At 46.6% G+C, this 16133-nt stretch carries 16 protein-coding genes; 13 read left to right on the forward strand and 3 right to left on the reverse strand.

The features are described from left to right. Nucleotides 1-241 precede the first annotated feature (241 nt). From FCL48_RS08405 to FCL48_RS08435, 7 genes are all read left to right on the forward strand, one after another. Nucleotides 242-604, forward strand: coding sequence for a PilZ domain-containing protein (locus FCL48_RS08405; protein WP_169309138.1), 363 nt, complete (start codon nucleotides 242-244; stop codon nucleotides 602-604). A 169-nt stretch (nucleotides 605-773) separates the two neighbouring features. Next, a complete protein-coding gene (locus FCL48_RS08410) occupies nucleotides 774-1412 on the forward strand; it encodes a ferric reductase-like transmembrane domain-containing protein (RefSeq protein WP_169309139.1) in 639 nt (212 codons plus the stop codon). A 105-nt stretch (nucleotides 1413-1517) separates the two neighbouring features. Continuing rightward, the gene (locus FCL48_RS08415; RefSeq protein WP_136871821.1) at nucleotides 1518-2111 is read left to right on the forward strand and encodes a YceI family protein; all 594 of its coding nucleotides are present in this window, start codon (nucleotides 1518-1520) and stop codon (nucleotides 2109-2111) included. Between the two features lie 400 nt (nucleotides 2112-2511). Continuing rightward, nucleotides 2512-2733, forward strand: a complete 222-nt coding sequence (locus FCL48_RS08420; RefSeq protein ID WP_136871822.1) for a hypothetical protein — start codon at nucleotides 2512-2514, stop codon at nucleotides 2731-2733. Nucleotides 2734-2923: 190 nt separating this feature from the next. After that, nucleotides 2924-3901 carry a tungstate ABC transporter substrate-binding protein WtpA gene (gene wtpA, locus FCL48_RS08425; protein WP_136871823.1) on the forward strand — a complete coding sequence of 326 codons (978 nt, stop codon included), beginning with the start codon at nucleotides 2924-2926 and terminating at the stop codon, nucleotides 3899-3901. Nucleotides 3902-3985: 84 nt separating this feature from the next. Beyond that, entirely contained in the window at nucleotides 3986-4741 is a 756-nt protein-coding gene (locus FCL48_RS08430) for an ABC transporter permease (protein WP_205747676.1), read from the forward strand. After that, entirely contained in the window at nucleotides 4738-5802 is a 1065-nt protein-coding gene (locus tag FCL48_RS08435) for an ABC transporter ATP-binding protein (RefSeq protein ID WP_136871825.1), read from the forward strand. The genes FCL48_RS08430 and FCL48_RS08435 overlap by 4 nt, the downstream gene beginning before the upstream one ends. A 7-nt stretch (nucleotides 5803-5809) precedes the next feature. On the opposite strand, the gene FCL48_RS08440 is transcribed toward FCL48_RS08435, so the two are convergent. Next, nucleotides 5810-6379: a cob(I)yrinic acid a,c-diamide adenosyltransferase gene (locus FCL48_RS08440; RefSeq protein ID WP_136871826.1), complete on the reverse strand. Its 570-nt coding sequence runs from the start codon at nucleotides 6377-6379 to the stop codon at nucleotides 5810-5812. A gap of 385 nt (nucleotides 6380-6764) precedes the next feature. Beyond that, a complete protein-coding gene (locus FCL48_RS08445; RefSeq protein ID WP_136871827.1) occupies nucleotides 6765-7241 on the reverse strand; it encodes a dihydrofolate reductase in 477 nt (158 codons plus the stop codon). Nucleotides 7242-7509: 268 nt separating this feature from the next. Here FCL48_RS08445 and FCL48_RS08450 point away from each other — a divergent pair, with 268 nt between their 5' ends. The 4 genes from FCL48_RS08450 (at nucleotide 7510) to FCL48_RS08465 (ending at nucleotide 11714) form a co-directional block, all read left to right on the forward strand. Further along, nucleotides 7510-9195 carry a hypothetical protein gene (locus tag FCL48_RS08450; protein ID WP_136871828.1) on the forward strand — a complete coding sequence of 562 codons (1686 nt, stop codon included), beginning with the start codon at nucleotides 7510-7512 and terminating at the stop codon, nucleotides 9193-9195. A gap of 89 nt (nucleotides 9196-9284) precedes the next feature. Continuing rightward, nucleotides 9285-9740 carry an NfeD family protein gene (locus tag FCL48_RS08455; RefSeq protein WP_136871829.1) on the forward strand — a complete coding sequence of 152 codons (456 nt, stop codon included), beginning with the start codon at nucleotides 9285-9287 and terminating at the stop codon, nucleotides 9738-9740. Between the two features lie 46 nt (nucleotides 9741-9786). Next, the gene (locus FCL48_RS08460) at nucleotides 9787-10755 is read left to right on the forward strand and encodes an SPFH domain-containing protein (protein ID WP_136871830.1); all 969 of its coding nucleotides are present in this window, start codon (nucleotides 9787-9789) and stop codon (nucleotides 10753-10755) included. A gap of 68 nt (nucleotides 10756-10823) precedes the next feature. Beyond that, the gene (locus FCL48_RS08465; protein WP_136871831.1) at nucleotides 10824-11714 is read left to right on the forward strand and encodes a DMT family transporter; all 891 of its coding nucleotides are present in this window, start codon (nucleotides 10824-10826) and stop codon (nucleotides 11712-11714) included. Between the two features lie 38 nt (nucleotides 11715-11752). On the opposite strand, the gene FCL48_RS08470 is transcribed toward FCL48_RS08465, so the two are convergent. Further along, complete coding sequence (locus FCL48_RS08470; protein ID WP_136871832.1) at nucleotides 11753-12544, reverse strand: J domain-containing protein; 792 nt, start codon at nucleotides 12542-12544, stop codon at nucleotides 11753-11755. A gap of 485 nt (nucleotides 12545-13029) precedes the next feature. Here FCL48_RS08470 and FCL48_RS08475 point away from each other — a divergent pair, with 485 nt between their 5' ends. Together FCL48_RS08475 and FCL48_RS08480 are read left to right on the forward strand one after the other, a co-directional pair. Next, nucleotides 13030-15183, forward strand: coding sequence for an FAD-dependent oxidoreductase (locus FCL48_RS08475; RefSeq protein ID WP_136871833.1), 2154 nt, complete (start codon nucleotides 13030-13032; stop codon nucleotides 15181-15183). Next, a complete protein-coding gene (locus tag FCL48_RS08480) occupies nucleotides 15180-15989 on the forward strand; it encodes a DUF547 domain-containing protein (protein ID WP_136871834.1) in 810 nt (269 codons plus the stop codon). The genes FCL48_RS08475 and FCL48_RS08480 overlap by 4 nt, the downstream gene beginning before the upstream one ends. The last annotated feature ends 144 nt before the right edge of the window (nucleotides 15990-16133 follow it).

Below are 16133 nucleotides of genomic sequence, written 5' to 3' on the forward strand. Positions count from 1 at the left end.
TATCCTTTTTAAGCGGGGCTTCGTGTTAATGGGTTGAGGCAATTTGCTATAGACTTATAAGGGCCGCGTCCCGTAATTTCAATTGAAAATAACATCAGGCTGGCAAAACCGGAAAGGACTCCCACCATTCTGTAATGGTTACTTGAATTTTATCTTCAGATCGATATAGTTAAAGGGTGGTTTAAATTTTTCCCTTATGGTCCGCATCGCAAGGCGAACCGCAGGTTCAGCGAGAGAACATATGAATGTTGAAAAACGTAGATTTAGCCGGATAGTGTTCGATGTTGCTGCAAAATTGAATGTGGATGGTGTGGAGTACGCTCTTGAGCGCATAACTAATCTCAGTGTGGGTGGCTGTTTGCTGGGTGTAAACGACGGCTTTTCTATAGATCAGGAGTGCAGTGTCACAATCCTTCTCCCCAGAATGGAACCTGGGGTTATGGTTTTCGGTCGAATTGTCAGGGTAGTTGACGGAGAAGTAAGTATTCAGTTCACTTCTGTTACTCCTGAAAACCTGAGACATCTTCAAAATATAATCCGTTACAACGCCCCAGATCCGGATTTGATAGACAAAGAGCTCAGCACCCGCATCGGCCTGCAGTAATAGCTGCCTGAATTTCCCCCCCCACAGACAGATACATTCTCCCATTTCTTTTTGGCCATTTACAAGGCCTTTCGGGCTATTACAGAAACAATTAATAATTGACATTTTTCCAATAACTCCCAATGTTCTACTGACACCAAGTGGCATAAGAATGCATATTGGAGAATGTATGGAGTATTTCAGGAAGTACACATCAGCATTAATTTTTCTGCTGGCTCTTGCCTGTGCACTAAGCCTTCCGTATCTCTATGAATCACAGACCCTCTGGTACAAAATTGGTCTGGATAAAACACTGTTACGTCTGGGCCAAATATCGGGAATGATAGCCCTCGTCCTGCTCTTTAGTCAGATTGTTCTGGCGGTGGCTGGGCGGTTTCTGGAAAAATCTTTTGGCCTGAAAAATATCATGGCCTGGCACCGTGCCAATGGTCTGCTGATTTTGTTTTTTGCAGTTTTACATGTGTTGTTGATTCTTGTCCCGGAAGGTTTAGAAAACTTACCCATTGGTTTTAAATTCTGGCCGGAGATGGTGGGGGCACTTCTTTTCTGGATCATTCTCGCAATGGTGATTTCTTCACGCTACAGACAGGCATTGCATCTGGATTACCGGCGCTGGCGGGCCATCCATAAACCGCTGGGCTATCTCACCCCGGTTATCATTGTTGTGCATGTTTTGTATGTCAGTGATTCTTTTTCACATAACGTTCCTAAAACTATTCTGCTTCTTGCTTTTGCCTTGCTCTGTTTACGTGTTTTCTGGGTTAAAGGAACTGCTTTTCTGCAAAATAGAAAAGACAAAAGTGTCTGAAGCGCAACCCTGTAATACCCCGGCTCTTCCCCGGTCCCTGTTTGGAGGAGAGTTACCGGTATGCAGAATATATGAAAGTATGAATTCATCCCCTGGAGGATACCTATGCAAATTTATAAATCACTCTGCGTTCTCTTTCTGTCTCTTTTGTTTTTCCCCTTTGCTTCCACAGCGGCCAATACCTGGGAGGTCGATACGGGACATTCAAATATTTATTTTAGCGTAGATCATATTTTTTCTAAAGTGCATGGACATTTCAATGACTTTACCAGTGAAATTGTCTTTGATCCGGCCGATGCAGGCAACAGCAGTTTTGCCTTTACCATCACAGTTGATTCCATTGACACTAATATCAGCAAGCGGGACAAACATCTGCAGTCAGCCGATTTCTTTGATTCTGGCAAGTATTCCACCATAACCTTTGTTTCAACGGCTGTAACGCCGGGTGATGACGGGTTGTATAATATTACCGGTAAACTTACCATCAAAGGTAAAAGCTATGATCTTGTTTTGCCTCTGGTTCTGGCAGGTATGAAAGATCATCCAGCCGCTGCGGGAAAGGAGGTAGCTGGCTTTAATGGCAAGATAGTGCTTGATCGCCTTGCCTATGGGGTTGGAACAGGAAAATTCTATGAAATGGGGCTTGTAGGTAAAGACGTCGAGGTGTTTGTCAGCCTGGAGGTAACAAGAAACAAATAGGGCAGGTCACAAACTCTGTCTAAAATTGCAAAAATAAGAAAAGGTGTCCAGGCAGTGGTCGGGACGCCTTTTTTAGTTTGAAGTCTCCAAGAGGCGCTGCAGGGAATCCATACAGGGACTCAACTGGACAGTTTCGATGAGAAAATTTCCCCTCTGCTTGTGGCTCGCCGCGCTGACTGTTATCGGCAGTGTGAAATTCCGATATCCAAAAGTACCAGGTCACTGCTGTGGGCCTTGGTGTGCCATTGACAAGCAATGGAGTTTGGTTAGTTTAATTACCAGTGGCCTGGATATGTTTTTGCAGTCAGTTTTCTCTGCAATCATTTCTCGTCATATCCGGGCATCCAGAGTGTTTTCTGTTCTTTCTTTAGTAAAAATCAACATATAAAGGGGGCTTATTATGGCTCATACCTGTAAAAGTTGTGGCGCTGTGGCTGATGATCCGGGTCATCTTTGTGATCCCATTGATGAAGAGATATCCTGTAGTTTTTGTGGTGAAAAAAATGTGGGCATAACCCACGTATGTAAAGCAAAACTGGCAGCGATAAAATATTCCTGTTCATCTTGTGGCAGAATGGCTGCGAGTAGCGGCGACCTCTGTAAACCAACAGAAATATCCTGATATCTTATAGTTAAAAGAAAAACAGGCAAGGATGAGGCCAATATCCCGCGAGGGATGTTGGCCTTTTTTTTGTACTACAATGAAGCAATTGCCGCTGTAGATGAAAGTGGTAGAATGGCAACCGTTCTATCATGGTACAAATAGCTGATGTTTTAACCCAAATTTCAATGTTCATTGAGGAGATCTTGACATGAATCGATCCGTTGTCAAATTGCAGATTTTTGCGCTGTTGTTCCTTTTTCTTTCGGCGTTCTCGGCACAGGCGCAACCGTCTGGTAAACTGGTGATTTTCCATGCAGGCTCGCTCTCCGTGCCATTTGCTGCCATGGAGAAGGCCTTTGAGGCTCAATATCCAGAAGTTGATGTTCAGCGGGAAGCTGGTGGCTCCACCAAGATGGCACGTCTTATTTCTGAAGTTGGCAAGCCTGCAGATATAATGGCCTCAGCTGACTTTGTCGTCATTGATAAGAACTTGATCCCTAAATTTGCTTCCTGGAATGTGCGTTTTGCCTCCAATCAGCTGGTGCTTTGTTACACCGATCAATCAAAATATGCAGATGAAATTAATGCCAGCAACTGGTTTGATATTCTCCAGCGTAAGGATGTAGTCTGGGGCCATTCTGACCCCAATCTTGACCCCTGTGGCTACCGCTCTCTTATGGTCTTGCAATTGGCTGAAAATTTTTATGGTGTCCCCGGCTTAAATGATAAGCTTCTTGCAAATCGTCCGGAGAAAAATGTTCGGCCTAAATCTGTGGAACTGATATCTATGCTCCAGTCAGGCCACATGGATTACGCCTGGGAATATCTCTCGGTTGCCGTTCAGCATAATTTGAAGTACATCAGCTTGGACGATCAGATCAACCTTGGAAATTTCGACATGTCTCCGGCATACAGTAAGGCTAAGGTGACCGTTGCCGGCAACAAACCTGGAACAACAATTGACCGAATAGGCAAATCGATTACCTACGGTATCACCATGCTCGATCAGGCGGCCAATAAAGAGGCCGCCGAGGCTTTTCTCAGCTATCTTTTTGATGCCGAGGGAGGTCTGAAAGTTCTGGAATCCCAGGGACAACCCCCTTTTATACCCGTTCAGGTGCCAAGTCAGGAGATGTTGCAGAAGTTACCAGCCTCCCTGCAGTCGAAGGTTGCAGTAAAAGAGTAGTTCATGGAAGAAACAGATATCACACCTTTTCGGAAAACGCTGACGGGGCTTCAGCGTTTTCCGGGATTTCTCTTTAACAGCTGGATGCTGGTCTCTGCGGTCCTCGTCCTGCTGTTTATCTTTGGCCCTCTGGCCCAGACGGTTTTTGCACCTGAAAAAGAGATTTTCCTTGAGACCTTAAAAGATAAAGATGTTTTACGTTCTATTGGCCTCTCTCTTTTTGCCTCTGGCACGGCGGCCATTATTACACTTATTTTCGGGACACCTCTGGCCTATATTCTGGCACGCCACAGATTCCACGGGAAAAAGCTGGTCGAATCCATCATTGATCTGCCCATTATGATCCCGCATCCAGTGGTGGGTATTGCCCTTTTGACTATTTCGGGTCATAACCATCCTTTCGGAAAGTTTCTGCTCTCGTTAAATATCAGTCTGATGGGCACCAGCATAGGAATCATCGCTGTTATGGTTTTTGTGGGCTTGCCGTTTTTCGTCAATACCGTAAAAGCAGGGATTGAGGGTATCCCGGAGCGGCTGGAAAAAGTTTCGCGCTCTCTTGGGGCGGGAAGGGGGGCCACTTTTTTTCGGGTGCTGCTGCCCCTGAGCTGGCGTTACCTGCTGGTGGGAATGATCATGTGTATGGCAAGAGCCTTGAGTGAATTTGGTGCGATCATCATCATCGCCTACCATCCAATGGTAGCCCCTGTCCTTATGTACGAGCGGTTTACCGCATATGGTTTGAAATATTCACAGCCGGTTGCGGTTCTACTCATACTTGTCTCATTGCTGTTTTTTCTGTTCCTGCGGATTATCTCCCAACCCAAACGTATATCTGAATGATTTCTATTGATAAATTGCAGATTAAGTTCCCCTCGTTTTCTCTGGGGCCGGTCTCGCTTGAGGTGGATAGCCACTCTTTTTTTGCCCTTATGGGGCCGACCGGGTCGGGAAAAACCCTGCTGCTGGAGTCCATTGCCGGTCTGCTGAGATCCGATGGAGGCAGTATTTCTATTGATGGTCAGGATATCACAAAGGCACCTCCTGAGCAGCGCAACGTAGGCCTGGTTTACCAGGACAACAGCCTCTTTCCCCACCTTACTTGCTATGAAAATATCATTTATGGGCAGCGTTACAATAATATTGAGGAAACTGAAGGGAAACGATATGCACTTGAACTCATGGAAATGCTTTCCATTGACCACCTTCAAGTGAGAAAACCTTCCAGGCTGAGCGGAGGAGAGAAACAGCGGGTGGCACTTGCCAGGGCTCTGGCCTGCCGGCCAAAGGTCCTGCTGCTCGACGAACCACTGTCTTCGCTTGATCCACAGTTTCGGGAAGGGTTGAGGAAAAATCTCAAACAGTTGCATAAAAGCTCGGGTGCCACCTTCTTCATGGTTACCCATGATTTTGTCGATGCTCTGACTCTCGCCGACAATGCTGCGGTTATCCACAAAGGACATATCGAACAGAGCGGTCGAACCCTGGATATCTTTCACCGGCCCTCGACCACCTTTATTGCCGATTTTGTCGGGATGAAAAACATATTTGAAGCAAGCTATGAAAAGGGTCTGTGTACCTTTAAGGGTATCACCATTCCAGCTCCCACCTCAGTTGGCAATATGCAGAAGGGGCATATTGCTCTTCGACCAGAAGATATCCATATCGGTTCAAAAGGGGAATTCTCTTCCGGGGAAAAAAGGCTTTCAGGGAGCGTCACAGGGCTTATTCGAGATGGTTTTACCTGGATTGTAACGTTTTCCTGCTGCGATGCGGTTTTCAGTGCTCGACTTGAGCACCATCTTGCACTCAACGGCACAATCCAGGAGGGAACGGAAATATCGTTTGGTTTCAGGCATGACCTTGTCCACCATATTTTAGATGTACCAGACCGACGCGACTGACCTCGCTTTAAAAATCGATGCCCGGCTGTGGTTCGATGTCTTTTCTGTAGGCGTGTTTTATCTCGCGCACCTCGCTGACGGTGTCTGCTAGGGCGATGAGATCTGGATGCGCATCCCTGCCAGTGAGTACAAGATGCATCTGTTCAGGGCGTAATTTGATAATCTCCATGACCTGGTCGAGGTCAATAAGCTTAAGCTGCAGAGCATTGTTGATTTCGTCGAGGATGAGAGTATCCGGTGGATCGTTTTGAATGATCTGTTTGATCAACTGCAGGGCGTCCTGGGCATTTTTCCTGTGTTCAGAATGGGGGAAGGGGTTGCCTTCGATGCCGCAGAACCCTTTGCCTGTGTGGTAAAGAGTTACCAGTGGTTCAAGGTATTTTACGCCATCCCATTCACCAGAATAGAGATCACCTTTCATGAACTGGACAATTGTGGTTCTCAGTCCATGTCCACAGCCCCGCAATGCCATGCCCATGGCGGAGGTTGTTTTTCCCTTACCATTGCCTGTGATGATGACGATGAGGCCTTGCTTTTTCTTCGGTTCATAGCGGGTGATTGTTATATCTTCTTGCATGTGTCCTCCTTGAGTTTCTTGCAGCCTCAAAACTCCCTGTATTTGTGGTGTCGGTGCGAAGCTTTTTTAAAGATCATCACTAGTTTGACAAAGTAAAGATTGATGGTTTTTCAAAAAGTTCGAACTTTTTTAGAGTTCGCCGTTACGGCCAGGATGAATCTTTACGACGATATCAAGATTGGCGCTCAATTGCATTTTTCACTAAGGAGATAGAAAAAAGTGTCTTTTCCTTGTAATGATGGACGGTTTTGTGATTGAATTTTACAAGCTGCTTTGATTGGTCTGGAGCGTATTTAAAACTGGTCTTCTGGCCTCAGGGTGGTGAAGGTATCGGAGTTGTCGACAATATTGGCCGTGCTGACGGTAGGGTCCGCACGGCGTGGGACTATTTCCGGCGGTAGTGAAAGACAGTAAATGATTCCGATGCCTCGGGAAAATGTTCGCGTCTTTCTTCAATAAATTCATCACTGGTAAAGTGAGGGAAACTGACGTCCCCTTCTACTTCTTTGTTGATAACCGTCAGGATTATGTGAGTGGCAACGTCAAAACCGTGCAGAAAAATCTCAGCACCGCCGATGATAAAGACTTTTTCGACGTCACCACACAAGTCCAGCGCTTCTGTAAGTGATGATGCGTACTCCGCTCCTTTGGGCTGGTATTCCTTGTTACGGCTGAGCACGATGTGTCGGCGCCCCGGTAAGGGCGTCGGAAATGATTCAAAGGTTTTCCGGCCCATGATCATGGGGTAACCTATGGTCGTTTTTTTAAACAGTTTAAGTTCTTCAGGGATGTGCCAGGGCATTTTGTTGTTAACACCGATGACGCGGTTTTGAGCCATAGCGGCTATTATGATGATTTCCATTGCGATCTTTAGTTAGAAAAAACTGAAAAATATATTGTATTTGCGTAAGCTTCTATTTAATAATACGATGATTATGCTAATCATGCAATTCTATTAGTGCCACCTTTGGGTTGGAAAAGAGGCAGAGGTGCGATACTATTTTTTGAAAGAGATTCAATTTTCACAGGTATCCGTATCATGCGCAGCACCCCGGACCGTTCCGGGCATCTACTATTTGGGAAGACATATTCATGTTAGATGAATTAAACAGAGGAGCTGGAGGAGTTCGATGAAAATTTATTGTCCCCATTGCGGAGTGAAAGGCTCTGCGGATGATTCATATAGCGGACGAAAGATAAAGTGTCCAAAATGTCAGGGGATGTTTGATCTCACATCTGATATGGCTATTGACCAAAGCGAATTCTCTCCCCCCTCTGTAGAAGATGCCCTCAACCTTGAGGAATCAAAGGCCGAGAAAAGTCTACAGGAGGCAAGCGACCCGACTCTTGATCTTTCTGATGAAGTATCTTCTTTTGATGAGAAAAAGGCACCTGAAGAAGTGACCGAAGGGTTGCTTGATCTGCCAGATGACAGTGCTCCTGAGATTGTCGCAGCGGAGAGTGAAGATGCAGAGGCCCCTGAAGACGCTGAGGCCCTTGTCGAAGAAAGTGACGAGAGTATCGACTGGGATGACTTTGGGGCTGAGCTGGATAAGGAAATTGCCGAAAATGAAATGCAGGCCAAAAGAGATGAGCTGACAGCACCCGGCTCCGTCGATGATGATGAAGGCCCTGTTGCCGCTTTAAACGCCCAGATAGATGCAGATATTGAGACTGACATCAGTGGTGAAAGAGAAGAGAGCATTGATGAAGATGATCTTGCTGCAGATTTAGGTAATGTCCTGGGTGGCAGAACCGATGACCTTGAAGAAATTATAGAAGAACTTGAGACCGAGACGGAGGCGGTAATTGACACTGAAGAAGCGTCTGCTGCCATGGCCTTTGCCGAGGCTGATCTTCCTGCAGACGGCCAGGAACAAGATGACTCCGATGTTGACGTTATCATTGGAGATGAGCCCGATGAAGTCGATGAGATGGTTGAAGTAGAAGACGAGCCGTACGGCATGGATAAAGAGCAATGCTGGCAATGTGGTAAGAAAGACAGTGTTGGAGAGCCTTTTATCGCAATCGACGGACGTTTGTATTGCACCGACTGCCTGCCTGCGGAAGAAGCTGAAGAAACCGCTGCGTTTGAGCACTCTGCCACTGCTGCACTTGGGGCTGCGGCACTTGCTTCACAGAAGGATGATGCCAGCCAGTCAACGGGAGATGAGGGGCAGAAACGGTTCACGGTAGGCGGGGTTATCAAAGATGCCTGGGACGGTGTCAAAGGAATTAAAGGTGCGGTCTGGGCAGGTTCTGCGATCATGTATCTGGTGTTGATCGTCATCATCGCGGGAGGTGCATTCCTGATGCCGGCAACCACTACAGAAGATATAGGGCTTGGAGGGTATATCCTTCCGTCTCTTTTCCAGGTTGTGACACAGGTTGTCTCCATGCTTTTTATTGCGGGTCTGCTCTTTATGGGAATCCGTAAGGTTGCAGGAGATAGGGTGTCCTGGAAGATGATTTTTCACGGTTTTTCTTTTACAGGAAAGATCATTGTCGTAACTATCCTGCAGTTTATCCTGGTCAGTATTGGTTTTCTGTTATTGATTTTGCCGGGTATTTATCTTGCGGTTGGCTATGCCATGGCAATCCCTCTAATTGTTGATAAAAACCTCTCACCATGGCAGGCCCTGGAAACTTCCAGAAAAGCAGTTCACAAGGTTTGGTGGAAGGTTGCGGCCTTGTATCTCATCATGTCTCTTCTGTTTTTGGTGGCATCAATTCCCCTTGGAATTGGTCTGATCTGGGTCTGGCCGATGGTTATGGTCGCGGCAGGTGTTGTCTATCACCGGCTGTTTGGGAAGTAGAAAACAGTTGGTGTTACAAAACAATTTGTGCGTAAGAAGGGGGGCGGGGTTTTTCCGTCCTCCTTTTTGTCTTTTTCCATGGGGAAATTATGTCTTTTATTGATCCTGCACTGTATTGGTTGATTATCGGGGTGATGCTTTTTTTTCTTGAACTGGCCTTACCCGGTTTTGTCCTCTTTTTCTTTGGTCTTGCGGCTATTATTACAGCCCTTGTGGCCTGGCTGACACCCATTGCTCTGGCCTGGCAACTGGGCCTTTTTATTGTAACTTCTGTGGTGTCTCTACTGACGCTCCGCGACCTTATCCAAAAGAATTTCTTTAAGCCAAAACATACGCAAATCGATGAAGAGCCTGATGAGGATGTAATATATGCGGTGCCGGGCGAACGTGCCGTAGTCGGTGTTACTATTGTTCCACCTGCTGAAGGCCGGATTAATTACTCTGGCACCTCTTGGCGTGCCAGCGCAGACGAGGTGATAGAAGAAGGTGAAATTGTAGCCGTTGTTCGTCAGAAGAACCTCGTCATCCACGTAGAAAAAATATAAATCTGCAAAAAACTGACAGATGGACAAAATATAGCCGGGGGAAGTCATGGAACAGAATCTAATAGCGCTTGGATTTATCTTACTTTTTGTTGTTGTCGTTGTGCTCAAGACTGCTGTTGTTGTGCCGCAGCGCTCTGAGTTTGTCGTTGAGAGGCTGGGAAAGTACAGAACGACTCTTGAAGCGGGGTTTCATATTCTGATTCCGTTTCTTGATAAAGTGGCCTACAAGAGATCATTGAAGGAGGAACCTATCGACATTCCTGCTCAGACCTGTATTACGGCTGATAACGTGACCCTTGAAGTCGACGGTATTCTTTACCTTCAGGTCCTGAACTCAAAACAATCCGCCTATGGTATTGATAATTATCATTTTGCAGCATCGCAGTTAGCCCAGACGAGCCTTCGTTCTGCCATAGGAAAAATATCTCTTGATAATACCTTTGAGGCAAGGGAGACGCTCAATGGTCAGGTGGTGATGGCCCTTGATGAAGCGGCCAACAATTGGGGTATCAAGGTTCTTCGTTATGAAATCAAAGATATTCAGCCGCCCAGAACGGTACTTGAAGCCATGGAAAAGCAGATGAAGGCCGAGCGGGAAAAAAGGGCGGAGATTGCCCGATCGGAAGGTCAGAAGCAGGCCATTCTCAATAAAGCGGAAGGAGACAGGGGAGAGGCCATATTTCTATCAGAAGGCGAAAAAATCAAACGCATAAATGAGGCTGAGGGTCGTGCTCAGGAAATATTGAGGGTGGCTGAAGCGACTGCTCAAGGTATTGCCAAGGTCGCAGAGGCGATGTCTTCGCCAAGCGGGCATGAAGCGGCAAACCTTGAAGTGGCAAAAAGCTATATTGAACAGTTCGGCAAACTGGCCAAAGCAAACAACACCATGATTATCCCGAGTAATCTGACCGATGTCAGTGGCATGGTCGCGGCCGCCATGGCAACCATAGAACAGGTTAAAGCAAAAAATGATGGTCCCAAGGTCGGTGGACCTGAAATCCATTATAAAAGTTGAAGCAGGACTCGGATTTTCACAACAGGTCCGACCGAAAAAAGTTAGATTCACATGCGGTGGCCGGTGTAATGATACGCCGGCCTCTTATAAAGATTCATCTTTTTATGCTGCTTTCGGCGATCCTGGTTTCCACCTCCTTTATTGTGGGAGCGGCAATCACCTCAGCCCTTGATCCTGCCCTGCTCACCCTGATCCGCTTTAGTGTTGCGGCAACAATCTTCGGGCCGATTGTTCATCAGAGGTATGGCTTACACTTCTCCTTTTCTCTCCTGTGGCGCTGTAGCTTAATCAGTGGCTGCATGGTCTTTTTCTTTTGCGCAATGTTCTTGTCTCTGCGTTACACAAGTGCTTTGAATATAAGTGTTATTTTTGCACTGGTGCCTTCCATCTCCTGCTTCTACTCCTTTTTTCTACTGAGGGAGCGATTACGTAAAGAACAGTTTATTGCCCTGTTTTGCGGGCTGATCGGGGTGCTCTGGGTGATTTTTGACGGCGATATTGTACGTCTTCTCACCATGCAATGGAATCATGGAGATATGATTTTTCTTGGGGGATGTTGCTTTATGGGGCTTTATGCTCCACTGGTGAAGATTCTGCACCGGGGGGAGTCAATGGCGGTGATTACGTTCTGGGTGCTGGTTACCGGAGCGATCTGGTTGTTTGCCTATACAGGAAAAGACCTGGCGACAGTTTCATGGGCCGAGGTTCCACCCCTTGTCTGGGTTGGGATCTGTTATCTTGCTGTTTTCACTACCATTGTCACCTTTTTTCTGACGCAGTATTCCGTACTGTTTCTCGGGCCCACCAAAGTGACAGCCTATTCGTATCTGTATCCCGGCCTTGTCTTGGTACTCAATTTCCTTATTGGCAACGGCTTGCCCCACGCTAAGATTATTCCGGGAGTTCTGGTGGTGTTGGTGGCCATGTTTGTGCTGATGAGGGCCAGGGAAAGCAACTAGACAAGTGGAGACGTACAGAGTATTTCCCCGTTTTTGTATTATATTTCTTTTTCCACAAGATGGAGGTAAAGATCGCCTCGTCCCAGAGGTCCTGGGCGGCCTTTTCCTTTGATTCTTAGTCTTTGTCCCTGCTGACTGCCGGGGGGGATGGAAATTTTCAGGGTCTGTTCGCCCTGTCCTCCGTAGACGACTACCTGAACAACCTTGCCGTGTTCCAATTCTTGCTTCAGGAGAGGGGTATGGTAGGTAATGTCTAGGTGATCCTGATGGGGATGAGGGTGTGGAGCCCTGGTTTCTGTTCTTTTTCTGCCGCCAATAAGGTTGCCAACTGCACCGGAAATTGATTTGATTACAGAGGCTCGCCCAGAAAGAGTCTTTTTGGCAGCACCGGTGATAAGGGGTTTTGCCATCGAGCCAATGAGAAAGACACCACCTGCAATAAGGCCTGCTTTCCCGCCAAAAAAACTCTTTTTAATAAACTGGGAACTGTGTCGAAAGCCTGATCTTTGAAATTCCCGGAGAAGGCCGGTAAACATCTTTTGAAATCTGGGATCTTTAAACAGATCTTTAAGGATGTCTTCCTGGCTGTAGGTAAAACCGTCGTTTGTGTAGGTTGTACCATTGGTTCTGCAGCGGTTGTATTCACGTCGCTTGACAGGGTCGGTTAGAACGCCGTACGCCTCTGCCACCTCCTTGAATTTTTCTTCTGCACCAGGATCGTTGGGATTGCGGTCTGGGTGGTAGCGCATGGCCAGCTTTCGATAATTCTTTCGAATTTCGTCGTCTGTACATTTGGGTGAGAGTTCCAGTATCAAATAATAATCTTTCATGTATATGCGGTTTAAAGACCAGTTTACAGTCAATCTTGTCCTATGATAGCTGTTCTATCGGGCGATGGATAGGTTGTTTACGATTGCAGTCCTTTCCCAGTGGTTACAATAATAAATCTATTGTCATGAAATAACAAATAAATCCATATTAATCGTGTTATAACACTAAAGAGCGGATCTCTCACTGTTCTGCTGTTGGTCAGTCGTCTTGTATGTACTGTAAGGCGTGGAGTTGCTTGAAACTCAGGAACACAATGAACAGGTTCCTGGCCGATTGCTGAATTGGTATTTATGGCAGTGGGCTGGACTGTTCTGTTGTTTGTAAAACCCCAAAACTGTCTTGTGTAACGCACAAAAAGTAAAAATACTATTAAAGTGAGATGGATAGGAATAACTTTTCCACCCAGGCTGTGGATAAGACCTGAAACCCAAGGCTGGATGTTTTAAATGCTGGCCTTTTGTCCAATGTATTGAAGGTTCATACTATGAAAAAACTTGTAATTGTCTTTTTGCTGCTTGTGGCAGTTGTCGCCTTTTTTGCTTTTGATCTCGATACGGTACTGACCCTTGAAAACATCAAGGCCAATCAGGCTCAACTCCTTGAGATTCGAGACAACGCACCGTTCGTAACAAGTCTTGTGTTTTTTTCACTGTATGTGCTGGTGACAGCCCTTTCTCTTCCGGGCGCTGCAATAATGACCCTTCTTGGTGGCGGTCTGTTCGGTCTGGTCTGGGGTTTTGTCCTTATATCGTTTGCCTCAAGTCTTGGTGCAACGCTTGCCTTTCTGGTATCACGTTATCTTTTAAGAGACAGTGTGCAGAAGCGCTTTGGTGATAAACTGGCTGCGATAAATAAAGGTGTGGAGCGGGAAGGGGCGTTTTATCTCTTTACCCTGAGACTTGTGCCGATTTTTCCGTTTTTTCTCATAAATATTCTTATGGGGCTTACCCCGATCAAGACGTGGAGCTTTTACTGGGTAAGCCAGGTTGGCATGCTGGCAGGTACTCTGGTCTTTACAAATGCAGGTACCCAGCTTGCTAAAATTGACAGTCTGTCCGGTATTCTGTCACCTGGGTTACTCTTTTCTTTTGCCCTTCTTGGGCTCTTTCCTCTTATCGCCAAAAAGCTCACAGAAACCCTGAAAAAAAAGAAAGTGTATACAAAATGGACAAAACCCTCTCGTTTTGACAGAAACCTTGTGGTTATCGGTGCAGGGGCTGCGGGGCTTGTCAGTGCCTATATCGGGGCCGCTGTAAAGGCGAAGGTAACCCTGGTAGAAGCCGAAAAAATGGGTGGTGATTGTCTCAACTACGGCTGTGTGCCGAGTAAGGCGCTGATAAAGAGTGCCAAAATTGTCCATTACCTAAAAAACGCTGGACATTATGGCCTCGAGGATAACAGTCCTTCTTTCAGTTTTAAAAAAGTAATGCAGCGGGTTCATGCTATTATAGCAACGGTCGAACCCCACGACAGTGTTGAACGTTACACCAAGCTCGGGGTCGAAGTGTTGAAAGGCTATGCAACGGTGGTTGATCCATGGACCGTTGAAATAGCCTTTGAAAATGGTGAAAAAAAACGGCTGACAACCCGAGCAATAATTATTGCCGCCGGGGCGCGTCCTTTTGTCCCTCCCTTGCCTGGGATTGAAGATTCAGAGTATCTCACCAGTGATACCCTTTGGGACAAACTCGCTGAACGTGACACCGTACCGGAGCGTCTTGTTATTCTGGGTGGCGGCCCCATAGGATGTGAGCTGGCCCAGAGCTTTGCCCGCCTGGGGGCAAATGTGGTACAGATCGAGCGTGGGGCGGTCATCATGGGCCGAGAAGATCTGGAGGTTTCTGCCTTTGCCAGGGCGTCTCTTGAAAAGGACGGGGTGACAGTCCTGACAGAGCACAGTGCGCAGAGGTGTATTCAAGACGATCAGGGCAAGGCGGTTATTGTAGAAAATGGCGGGCAAAAAAAGAGAGTTGACTACGACGTATTTATCTGTGCAGTGGGCAGAAGTGCTCGACTGGATGGCTATGGTCTTGAAAATCTAGGGATAAAGACAGAGCGAACTGTTGTAACAAATGAGTATCTCGAAACAATCTATCCTAATATCCTGGCCGCAGGTGATGTGGCCGGTCCCTACCAGTTCACCCATACAGCAGGGCATCAGGCCTGGTACGCTGCAGTTAATGCCCTCTTTGGGGAGTGGAAGAAGTTTAAGGTCGATTATTCCGTAATCCCCTGGACAACTTTTATTGATCCTGAGGTGGCAAGAGTTGGTCTCAACGAGCAGGAAGCCAGGGGAAGAGGTATCAAGTACGAAGTGACCCGCTTTGGAATCGATGACCTTGATCGTGCCATCGCTGATGGTTCGGCAGAGGGTTTTGTTAAAGTACTCACCGTTCCCGGCAAGGATCGTATCCTCGGGGTAACCATCGTGGGAGCCCATGGTGGAGATCTGTTAAGTGAGTTCGTGCTTGCCATGAAGCACGGACTTGGCCTGAACAAGATCCTTGGGACAATTCATACCTACCCCACCCTTGCCGAAGCAAATAAATACGTTGCAGGAGAATGGAAAAGAGCCCATGCGCCTCACAAGTTGCTGGCCTGGGTTGAAAAGTACCATACCTGGAAAAGGGGACAATGATGCTGCAATTTCTTTTTACCTTGTGTTTTTTTCTTCTTTCTTGTGCACCGGTTTCGGCTGCGGGGTTTGATCACACTCTCTGGAATAACCTCTTGAATAAACATGTTGTTGCCATTAACGATGGTAAGGTAACAGAGGTTGATTACCGGGCAATGCTGCAGGATAGAGCCAACCTTCAGTCATATCTTGCACAGCTCTCGACAGTAGAGACGACTGACTTTCTGCAGTGGTCTAAAGCCGAGCAACTTGCGTTTTTAATCAATGCCTATAATAGCTGGACTGTAGAGCTTATTTTGACCCGCTATCCTGACCTTACATCCATAAAAGAACTGGGCTCTTTTTTTCAGTCCCCCTGGAAGAAAAAGTTTATCTTCCTCCTCGGTGAAAAGCGCAGTCTCGATGACATCGAACATAATCTTATCCGGGAGCCCGGAAGGTATAACGAGCCAAGGATACACTTCGCCGTCAACTGTGCGAGTATCGGCTGTCCGGCACTTCGCTGGGAGGCCTATCGTGGCGAAATTTTAGAGCAACAGCTTATAAGTGCGGAAAAGTTGTTTTTAAGTGATCAAACAAGAAACAGAATAGTAGAAGGAGGAGTCTTTGAAGTATCTTCAATTTTTAGTTGGTATGGAGATGACTTTCGTGAATGGGCTGGGAGTGCTCAATCCTTGGAAGAATATTTCCTTTCAAAGGCATTGATGTTTTCTGGCTACACTGACTATTATGAAAAAAATTCAGGAAGACCAGTTAAGATACGCTATCTTGAGTATGACTGGAGGCTCAACGACATCACAGTGAAGTGAGAAGAGTACTGAGTTGAGTTCTTTGCTGCAATCCGTGACCGTGCTTATTGCAACTGTTTTTAGACCGAGGTTTTTGTATGGGCATCCAGCAACATATAAAGGACTTCTCGATAGGGCAGGGGATGGCCTGTAAATGATTACGAT

This window comes from Desulforhopalus sp. IMCC35007, from assembly GCF_005116575.1.
Taxonomy (GTDB): Bacteria; Desulfobacterota; Desulfobulbia; order Desulfobulbales; family Desulfocapsaceae; genus Desulforhopalus_A.